Genomic DNA, 6,803 nt, shown 5'->3' with positions numbered 1-6,803 from the left:
TCCGCCCCACTCCACGACCGGGCCGGCGACCGCCGTGCCCACGCTGCCGCCGACCGTGAACGTCGTCACGAGCCAGGAGAACGCCTCCGTCACGGTGCCCTGCGGGGCGTGCCGGTCCACGACGATGAACGCACAGGCGATGCACGGCGCGAGGAACACACCGGCGAGCGCCGAGAGCGCCACCATGGCCACCGGACCGGGCATCAGCGCCAACGGCGCGTAGAACAGCGCGAGGAGCGCCACCAGCCCCCGAAGTCGCCGCTCGGGGGCGCCACTCCACTGCCGCGCGCCGTAGACGGTGCCGCCCACCAGTGCGCCGAGCCCGAGTGCGGCCATCATCCAGCCGTAGACCGCGTCGCCGCCGTGCTCGTCCCCGTAGGAGACGCCGGCGACCGTGATCGAGCCGAGCGCGAGGCCGACGAACAGGAACGCCGACAGGAGCGCGAGCAGGCCCGGGGAGCGCAGCGCACCGAGCCAGTGGGCCTCGCGGGGCGCGGAGCGCCACGTGCGCGAGGGTGCGGACATGACCACCGACAGGGCGCCGAGCACCCCGACGACGTTGAGGACCACCAGGGCCGCCTGCGCCGACCACAGGGACACGCACACGGTCACCAGGAGCGGTCCGACGGTGAACATGACCTCCTGGGCGATGGCGTCCATCGCGTAGGCGACGTGCACCTGGTCGGCGCGCGGCAGCACGCTCGGCCACAGGGCGCGCAGTCCGCCCTCCAGCGGCGGTGTGCACAGTCCGGCGGCCGCCACCGCGGCGTACGCCGCCACGAGCGACCCGGTGCCCACCAGCGCGAAGGCCGTCATCGCCAGCGCGGACAGGACCGCCGCGGGCAGCTGGACGCGCGGCTGTCCGCGCAGGTCGACCAGGCGCCCGAGCAGGGGCTGCCCGACCGCGTTCGCCACGCCGTACACCGCGGCCAGCGCACCCGCGAGGCTGTAGGTGCCGCCTTCGTCCCGGACGAACAGGACGATGGCGATCGCCGCCGTCGCGTTCGGCAGCCGGCCCACCAGCGTGCCCGACAACAGCCTCATCGCGTGCCGCGCCCTGAGGATCTCCGCGTACCCCGCGGCCATCGACCCGCCCCCTCACGTTTTACGTATAACGTCGCGTCGTCATACGTACCACGCGCCCGCCCCCGACAGCCACCCGATACCGTCGGGCACCGGAGCAGGAACGACACGGAGGCACCAGTGACCAGCGGCACCGACGGCACGGCGGCCACCCGCCCCACCAGCCGGGACGTGGCCCGCGCGGCGGGCGTCTCGCAGGCCGCCGTCTCCCTCGTCATGGGCGACAAATGGCGCGGCCGCGTCGCCCCCGCCACCGCGGAGCGCGTCCGGGACGCCGCCCGCCGGCTCGGTTACCGGCCCAACCTCGCCGCCCGCAACCTGCGGCTCGGCCGCACCCGCACGGCCCTGCTCGTCGTCCCCGCGCTCACCAACGAGTTCTTCGCCGGCGTCTACACGGGCGCGGCCCGCGTCGCCGCCGCGCACGACTTCGGGGTGGTGCTCTACCCCTCGCCCGAGGGAACCGGGCCCGCCCGCGACCCCTTCCCCTCCTCGCGCGCGGCCCTCGACGGCATCCTGGCCTCCTCCATGGCGGCCGACGCCGTCACCACCCTGCGCGGTGACGATCTGCCGCTGGTCATGCTCGACAGCGACCCCGGCGATCCGGCCACCACCACCGTCAACCTCGACCTCACCGACGGCGTGCGCCAGCTCACCGACCACCTCCTGGGCCTCGGCCACCGCGACTTCCTGCACCTCGCCTCGGCCGTCGACTCCTGGACGTTCGACGAGCGCGCCCGCGAACTGTCCGCCCGCACCCGCGGCCGGCCCGGCACCACCCTGCGCACCGTCCGCTGCCCGCTCACCGTCGAGGACGCCCAGCACGCCACCGACCGCGCCCTGCGCACCAGCGGCCTCACACCACCCACGGCGATCGTCTGCGACGACGACAAACTCGCCGCCGGGGCCTACAAGGCCGCCCGTCGAGCGGGTCTGCGCATCCCCGACGACCTCTCGGTCACCGGCTTCGACGACCTCTCGCTCGCCACCGCCCTCGAACCCGAACTCACCACGGTGCGGCTGCCCGCCGAGGAGTTCGGCGCCCGCGGCATGGCCGCCCTCCTCGCCGTCCTCGACCGGCGCACCCCGGACACCTCCGCGCTGCCGGTCCGCCTCGTCGTCCGCGGCTCCACCGCGCCACCACCGCGCACGGCCCCCTGACACAGGTGTGCCCCGACCGGTCCACGACCGGCCGGGGCACACCCACGGACCACTCCTCCGACTACTCCGCCGCGCCGGACCCGTCGTCGGAACCGGCTTCCGCGTCACGGTCGCTGTCGGAGGACGTGTCGTCGGACACCGCCTCGGACGCCGCCCGTGACACCTCGGCCGCGCCCTCCGCGGTGAGCAGCCGCTCCAGCTGCCGTCCGGCGATCCGCTTGAACTTCCGCTGCTGCGGCCGTGTCCGGTCCAGGACCGCCACCTCGAGACGCTCGGCGGGGATCTCCCGCTCGCTCCCGTTGGTGTCCCGCGACAGCGCCTGCACCGCGAGCTTCAGCGCCTCGGACAGCGACATGCCGTCCTGGTGCCGCTGGTCGAGGAAGCTGCTGATCTGCTCCGCGTTGCCACCGACCGCCACCGAGCCGTGCTCGTCGACGATCGAACCGTCATGCGGCAGCCGGTAGATCTGGTCCCCCTCGGCGGACTCCCCCACCTCGGCGACGACCAGCTCCACCTCGTACGGCTTCTCGCCCGCGCTGGAGAAGATGGTGCCCAGCGTCTGCGCGTACACGTTGGCCAGACCACGCGCCGTCACATCGTCGCGGTCGTAGGTGTATCCGCGCAGATCCGCGTAGCGGACGCCGCCGATCCGGAGGTTCTCGTACTCGTTGTACTTGCCGGCGGCCGCGAAGCCGATCCGGTCGTAGATCTCGCTGAACTTGTGCAGGGCTCGGGACGGGTTCTCGCCGACGAACACGATGCCATCGGCATACTGCAGCACGACCAGGCTGCGACCACGTGCGATGCCCTTGCGCGCGTACTCCGCGCGGTCGGCCATCGCCTGCTGGGGAGAGACATAGAACGGCGTCGACACCGGCTATCCGTCCCTTTCTGTCAGTGACTCGGTGAACTGGGCGACCCGGCGGACCGGGCAGGACTCACAGCAGTGCGGCCCGCGGGCCGTCCGGCTGCTCCAGACGCCGCTCAAGGATCGAGCGGGCGATCGCGGACGACTCGTCCTCCGCCAGCCGACGGAATCCGTCCTCCGTGATCACCGTGACGATCGGGAAGATCCGGCGGGCCATGTCAGGACCGCCCGTCGCCGAGTCGTCGTCGGCCGCGTCGTACAGGGCCTGCACGACCAGGGTCGTCGCCTGCTCCTCCGTCAGGTCGTCGCGGTAGAGCTTCTTCATCGCCCCGCGTGCGAACACCGAACCGGACCCGGTCGCGGCGTACCCGTGCTCCTCGCTGCGGCCGCCCGTCACGTCGTACGAGAAGATGCGCCCCTTCGCACGGTCGACGTCGAACCCGGCGAACAGCGGCACGACCGCGAGGCCCTGCATCGCCATGCCCAGGTTCGACCGGATCATCGTGGAGAGCCGGTTCGCCTTGCCCTCCAGGGAGAGCTGGGCGCCCTCGACCTTCTCGAAGTGCTCGAGCTCGAGCTGGAAGAGCTTCACCATCTCCACCGCGAGGCCCGCGGTGCCGGCGATGCCGACGGCCGAGTACTCGTCCGCCGGGAAGACCTTCTCGATGTCGCGCTGCGCGATCACATTGCCCATCGTGGCGCGACGGTCACCGGCGAGCACGACGCCGCCGGGGAAGGTCACGGACACGATCGTCGTGCCGTGCGGGGCCTCGATGACGCCCTGGGTGGGCGGCAACTGCCGGTTCCCCGGCAGCATTTCGGGCTGGTGCTCGGCCAGGAAGTCCATGAAGGAGGACGAACCGGGTGTCAGGAAGGCAGCCGGTAGACGCCCGGTGCCACGAGAATTGGCTTCCACGCGTTTCCTTCCAGGTAGTCGGCGGCTCGACGGTTGATGTCGGGATCGTCCCCCAACTTGCCGATGGCCGAATTGCAGTTGAAGCACAGTACGTCACGGACCCTACCCGTCCGTCGGCCGTGATCCACATGTGCGGCCGAGGGAGTACGGAGGGTGCGGTGTGCGGCGCGGCAGAGGCCGCGCCGCACATCGGCACATCATCCGGGGGTCACTCGGCACAGAATCCATTCAGCAGCCGCACGGCCTTCGATTCGAAGGCAGAGCGCGCCTACTGGCCACCCTTTTGAACGAAGCTTCGCACGAAGTCCTCGGCATTCTCCTCGAGCACGTCGTCGATCTCGTCCAGAACCGAGTCGACGTCGTCGCTCAGCTTCTCCTGGCGCTCCTTCAGGTCCTCGGAGGCCTCGGCGTCCTGGGTCTGCTCCTCGACCTCCTCCGTGGAACGCGTCGCCTTCTGCTGCCCGCCGCCGGTGTCCTTGGTTGCCATGTCCAGCTCACCCCGCTCGGTTCGAGATACAGCTCGTTCGTGATGATCAGACCCTACAAGTCCGGTCCGACATCGGCCCCGCAGTTGTTCAACGTACGGGGCCCACCTCTGTGATTCCCCTGCGCCCGGTATTTCAGCCGCCGGACAGGACGCGGACCAGATCTTCCGCCGTGCGGCAGCGGTCCAGCAGCTCCTTCACGTGGTTACGCGTTCCGCGAAGCGGTTCGAGGGTCGGGACCCGCTGGAGCGAGTCGTGGCCCGGCAGATCGAAGATCACCGAGTCCCAGGAGGCCGCCGCGACGTCGTCCGCGTACTGCTCCAGGCAGCGCCCGCGGAAGTACGCCCGGGTGTCCTCCGGCGGCTTCGTACGGGCCCGCTCGACCTCGGTCTCGTCCAGGATGCGCTTCATCCTGCCGCGGGCCGCCAGACGGTTGTACAGGCCCTTCTCGGCCCGCACGTCCGCGTACTGCAGGTCGAGAAGGTGCAGCTTCGCCGCGTCCCAGTCGAGGCTGTCGCGACGGCGGTAGCCCTCCATGAGCTCCCGCTTGGCGACCCAGTCCAGCTCGCCGGACAGGCTCATCGGGTCGGACTCGAGCCGGCCGAGCACGTCCTCCCAGCGGCCCAGGACGTCCTTGGTCTGGTCGTCGGCGTCGGCCCCGTAGCGCTCCTCGACGTACTTCCTGGCCAGCTCGTAGTACTCCATCTGGAGCTGGACCGCCGTCAGGGTCCGGCCGCTACGGAGCGTGATGAGGTGCTGCAGCCCGGGGTCGTGCGAGACCTCGTGCAGGGTGCGGACCGGCTGGTCCACGGCGAGGTCGACGGCGATGAAGCCGTCCTCAATCATGGCGAGGACCAGGGAGGTCGTGCCGAGCTTGAGATAGGTCGAGATCTCGGAGAGGTTCGCGTCGCCGATGATCACGTGGAGCCTGCGGTACTTCTCGGCGTCCGCGTGCGGCTCGTCGCGGGTGTTGATGATGGGCCGCTTGAGGGTCGTCTCCAGACCGACCTCGACCTCGAAGTAGTCCGCGCGCTGGCTGATCTGGAAACCGTGCTCATGGCCGTCCTGGCCGATGCCGACGCGGCCGGCCCCGGTCACGACCTGGCGCGACACGAAGAACGGCGTCAGGTGGCGCACGATGTCGGAGAACGGGGTCTCCCGCTTCATCAGGTAGTTCTCGTGCGTCCCGTAGGAGGCGCCCTTGTTGTCGGTGTTGTTCTTGTAGAGGTGGATCGGCTGGGCGCCGGGCAGCTGGGCCGCCCGCTCCGCCGCCTCGGCCATGATCCGCTCGCCGGCCTTGTCCCACAGGACCGCGTCGCGCGGGTTGGTGACCTCCGGAGCGCTGTACTCGGGGTGTGCGTGGTCCACGTAGAGCCGTGCGCCGTTGGTCAGGATCACGTTGGCGAGGCCGATGTCCTCGTCGGTGAGCTGGCTGGAGTCGGCGTTGTCCCGGGCGAGGTCGAAGCCCCGGGCGTCGCGCAGCGGGTTCTCCTCCTCGAAGTCCCAGCGGGCCCGGCGGGCGCGGTGCATCGCCGCCGCGTAGGCGTTCACGATCTGGGACGAGGTGAGCATGGCATTGGCATTGGGGTGTCCGGGGACGGAGATTCCGTACTCCGTCTCGATGCCCATTACTCGCCGTACGGTCATGCGGCCCTCCTTGCCCGGCGGCGCCCTCGGTCGGGGGCGGCGCTCAAGTCCTCCGCTGGTTCTCCGGTGCGTGTGCGGTGCCCGTCCCCGCACGGCGCGACTCGGCGGCATGGAAGAGCCTAGAACGCCTTTGCGCTGGTGGGGAGATCATTTGCGTCATTGCTTGGCTCCGACGTCGGGCGGTGTGGCTCCGGAATTGTTGCCTGGAAAACAGTGGGCTGCGGGTACCCGGTCCGGGCACCCGCAGCCACCCTGCTTTTACAGGTACTGTCCGGTGTTCGCCACCGTGTCGATGGAGCGTCCGGTGTCCGCGCCCTGCTTTCCGGTGACAAGGGTGCGGATGTAGACGATCCGCTCGCCCTTCTTTCCGGAGATCCGGGCCCAGTCGTCCGGGTTGGTGGTGTTGGGAAGGTCCTCGTTCTCCTTGAACTCGTCGATGCAAGCCTGGAGGAGGTGGGCGACCCTGAGGCCCTTCTGGTTCTGGTCGAGGAAGGCCTTGATGGCCATCTTCTTGGCGCGTCCGACGATGTTCTCGATCATTGCGCCGGAGTTGAAGTCCTTGAAGTACAGGACTTCCTTGTCGCCATTGGCGTACGTGACTTCGAGGAAGCGGTTCTCCTCGGATTCCGCGTACATGTGCTCCACG

The 6,803-nt window shown here is 70.1% G+C and carries 7 protein-coding genes and 1 pseudogene; 1 reads left to right on the top strand and 7 read right to left on the bottom strand.

Features of this window, described 5'->3' with window-relative positions; all coding sequences use genetic code 11:
- Positions 1-1,086: MFS transporter (locus GTW43_RS36565; RefSeq protein ID WP_161306270.1), on the bottom strand; the 1,086-nt coding region annotated here is incomplete at its 3' end.
- A gap of 117 nt (positions 1,087-1,203) precedes the next feature.
- Between GTW43_RS36565 and GTW43_RS36560 the strand changes: the two genes are divergently transcribed.
- Positions 1,204-2,241: a LacI family DNA-binding transcriptional regulator gene (locus GTW43_RS36560; protein WP_161305188.1), complete on the top strand. Its 1,038-nt coding sequence runs from the start codon at positions 1,204-1,206 to the stop codon at positions 2,239-2,241.
- Between the two features lie 61 nt (positions 2,242-2,302).
- On the opposite strand, the gene prcA is transcribed toward GTW43_RS36560, so the two are convergent.
- The 6 genes and pseudogenes from prcA to GTW43_RS36530 form a co-directional block, all read right to left on the bottom strand.
- Positions 2,303-3,115 carry a proteasome subunit alpha gene (prcA, locus tag GTW43_RS36555; RefSeq protein WP_161305189.1) on the bottom strand — a complete coding sequence of 271 codons (813 nt, stop codon included), beginning with the start codon at positions 3,113-3,115 and terminating at the stop codon, positions 2,303-2,305.
- Between the two features lie 64 nt (positions 3,116-3,179).
- Positions 3,180-4,025 (bottom strand): proteasome subunit beta, encoded by an 846-nt coding sequence (prcB, locus tag GTW43_RS36550; protein WP_161305190.1) that lies wholly within the window; start codon positions 4,023-4,025, stop codon positions 3,180-3,182.
- A complete protein-coding gene (locus tag GTW43_RS36545; RefSeq protein WP_343246164.1) occupies positions 3,977-4,213 on the bottom strand; it encodes an endonuclease domain-containing protein in 237 nt (78 codons plus the stop codon). Before GTW43_RS36545 ends, prcB begins: the two co-directional genes overlap by 49 nt.
- 80 nt (positions 4,214-4,293) lie before the next feature.
- A complete protein-coding gene (locus GTW43_RS36540) occupies positions 4,294-4,512 on the bottom strand; it encodes a ubiquitin-like protein Pup (RefSeq protein ID WP_161305191.1) in 219 nt (72 codons plus the stop codon).
- A gap of 133 nt (positions 4,513-4,645) precedes the next feature.
- Complete coding sequence (gene dop, locus GTW43_RS36535) at positions 4,646-6,157, bottom strand: depupylase/deamidase Dop (protein ID WP_161306269.1); 1,512 nt, start codon at positions 6,155-6,157, stop codon at positions 4,646-4,648.
- A 258-nt stretch (positions 6,158-6,415) separates the two neighbouring features.
- A pseudogene (locus GTW43_RS36530) lies at positions 6,416-6,803 on the bottom strand (proteasome ATPase); the annotation flags it as partial.

This window comes from Streptomyces sp. SID5785 (assembly GCF_009870065.1).
Lineage (GTDB): Bacteria > Actinomycetota > Actinomycetes > Streptomycetales > Streptomycetaceae > Streptomyces.
Note: the sequence above shows the minus strand (reverse complement) of the source record. Positions and strands in the feature narration are given on the sequence as shown.